The organism is Mesorhizobium sp. M7A.F.Ca.AU.002.02.1.1, from assembly GCF_003998535.1.
GTDB classification, from domain to species: domain Bacteria; phylum Pseudomonadota; class Alphaproteobacteria; order Rhizobiales; family Rhizobiaceae; genus Mesorhizobium; species Mesorhizobium ciceri.
Genome location: NZ_RZPB01000862.1, coordinates 1 through 2,306 on the forward strand (window position 1 = coordinate 1; position 2,306 = coordinate 2,306).

At 62.1% G+C, this 2,306-nt stretch carries 2 protein-coding genes and 1 pseudogene; all 3 read left to right on the forward strand.

Features of this window, described 5'->3' with window-relative positions:
* Positions 1–212: DUF982 domain-containing protein (locus EN879_RS32455; protein ID WP_127274541.1), on the forward strand; the 212-nt coding region annotated here is incomplete at its 5' end.
* A 335-nt stretch (positions 213–547) separates the two neighbouring features.
* Positions 548–1,432 carry an AraC family transcriptional regulator gene (locus EN879_RS32460; protein ID WP_013530722.1) on the forward strand — a complete coding sequence of 295 codons (885 nt, stop codon included), beginning with the start codon at positions 548–550 and terminating at the stop codon, positions 1,430–1,432.
* A 247-nt stretch (positions 1,433–1,679) separates the two neighbouring features.
* Positions 1,680–2,168 (forward strand): annotated as a pseudogene (locus EN879_RS32465) (substrate-binding domain-containing protein); the annotation flags it as partial.
* Positions 2,169–2,306: the final 138 nt, after the last annotated feature.

The window sequence follows — 2,306 nt, forward strand, 5'->3', positions numbered from 1 at the left end:
CCTATGCACTGCTGCAGGACTGGCCGAGCGCCGGCCGCAACGGCGCCCATGCCATCGCACTCAACGCTTGCAAGGCGGGCATCGTCGGCGAAATCGATCCGGAGACGGTGCGGGCCACGCTGGTCAGCTTCGCGCGCCGCCACGACATACTGGTGCCTGACATGGTTACGCCGCTCGCGACGGTGGCGGGTGGTGCGCTGCGCACCAGCTGAACTACGATGACGGCGCTGCAACAGCGCCTGAACACGCTGTTCTTGCGATAGGCCAGGCGCCCACCGGACACGTTGGAATTCCGTTTCGGGCGGTAGTGTTCTCGTTGGTCAGTCGAGCGAACGCGTCAGCAAGACTGACCTGTTCTGCCCGAATAGCGCCTCTGAGCGCGCCCTTCCGGTTAAAAAAGTATCATCCATTGTCTTGAATCGTGGTGGCGCCTGTTGTCATGAGCCGGTACCGTGGCTCTTGAAATGCAGAGCCGAAACCAATTCGGCCGGTTTAGGGAATTGGGCCGAACGCGGCAAATATCCGTGCCGGCCGGGAGGAAACGGACATGGAACCGGACCTGGAAGTTGTCCAGATACGACGCGGGGAGTCCTTCAAGGCGTGGTCGCATGGCTACCCCTTCCATACGGTGCGCTGGCACTTCCATCCAGAATATGAACTGCATCAGGTAATCTTCACCAACGGCCGCTATTTCGTCGGCGACTTCATCGGCGAGTTCGAGCCGGGCAATCTGGTGCTGACGGGGCCGAACCTGCCGCACAATTGGGTCAGCGACATCCCCAAGGACAGCTCGATCCCGCTGCGCGGCCGCATCATTCAGTTTTCCGAAAGTTTCATCGGCGATGCCATGCATGTGCTGCCGGAGCTGGCGGGGCTTGCGGCTCTGCTCGAGGCGTCGCGGCGCGGCGTGCTGTTTTCCAACCGCACCAGCAAGGCGCTGGCGCCATTGATGGAAGAGATGATGCAGGCGCAGGGCGTGCGCCGCATCGAGCTGTTCATGATGATCGCCGGCCTGCTAAGCCGCGCCCAGGAATTCCAGCTGCTGGCCAGCGCCAGCTATCGGCCCGATCCGTCGGGCTACATGACCGCCGGCATGAACAAGGCGCTCGCCTATATCAGGGAGAACCTGACGCAGCTGTTCGACGAGGCGGATCTCGCCGCCATCGCCGGCCAGTCGACCGGGGCCTTCTCGCGCTCGTTTCGCCGCCACACCGGCATGTCGCTGGTGCAGTATGTCAAGCGGCTGCGCATCAATCTCGCCTGCCAGATCCTGATGAGCGACGAGCAGGCCTCGATCACCGACATCTGCTACGAGGTCGGCTTCAACAACCTGTCCAATTTCAACCGGCAGTTCCTGGCGGAGAAGGGCATGCCGCCCTCGCGCTTCAGGCGCCTGCTGGCCGACAACATCAACGCGGGAAAAGCCGCTTAACGGAGGAGCCAGGGAGGAACCAAGGGAGGATTTTTCTTTTGCATGACGGACGTGAGCCGCGTTGAGCGGTTCGTGATGGAGAACGCTTGTCTCGAATTCCTCCGTCGGCGGAGGACGTCGGCGCGGCTCGAAAGTCCAGCGCCGGACCCTGGTACCCCTTCAATTGGGGCGAGGGTGGATGGGTGTCTTCAGACCACCAAAGCAGTCACGACCTTCTTACAACATATCCAGAAACGGAGAAGACCGAATGACCAAACTTTCAATTTCATTGAAGTCCACTGGCAAGTCCGCCGGCATGGCAGCGCTTGCGCTGTCGCTGCTGGCAGGCACCGCCGCTATCGCCAAGGCAGCCGAAGTCACCGACGCCACCGTCGCCTTCCTGATGCCTGACCAGGCCTCGACCCGTTACGAACAGCATGATTATCCCGGCTTCGCCGCCGAGATGAAGAAGCTGTGCCCGGGCTGCAAGGTGCTCTACCAGAACGCCGATGCCGACGCCTCGCGCCAGCAGCAGCAGTTCAACTCGGTGATCTCGCAGGGCGCCAAGGCGATTGTGCTCGACCCCGTCGACTCGACCGCCGCCGCCTCGCTGGTCAAGCTGGCGCAGAGCCAGGGCATCAAGGTCATAGCCTATGACCGGCCAATCCCGACAGCGCCGGCCGACTTCTATGTCTCGTTCAACAATGAAGGCATCGGCAAGGCCATCGCCGATTCGCTGGTCGAGCACCTGAAGGCGCTGAAGGTCGATCCGGCCACCGGCGGCGCCCATTCCGGCGTGTCGTATTCGGCCAGGATCTTGTAGCCGCTGTTGTCGAGGCCGGCATGGATGCCCTTCTTGATCAGGCCGGCCTCGACAACAGCGGCTACAAGATCC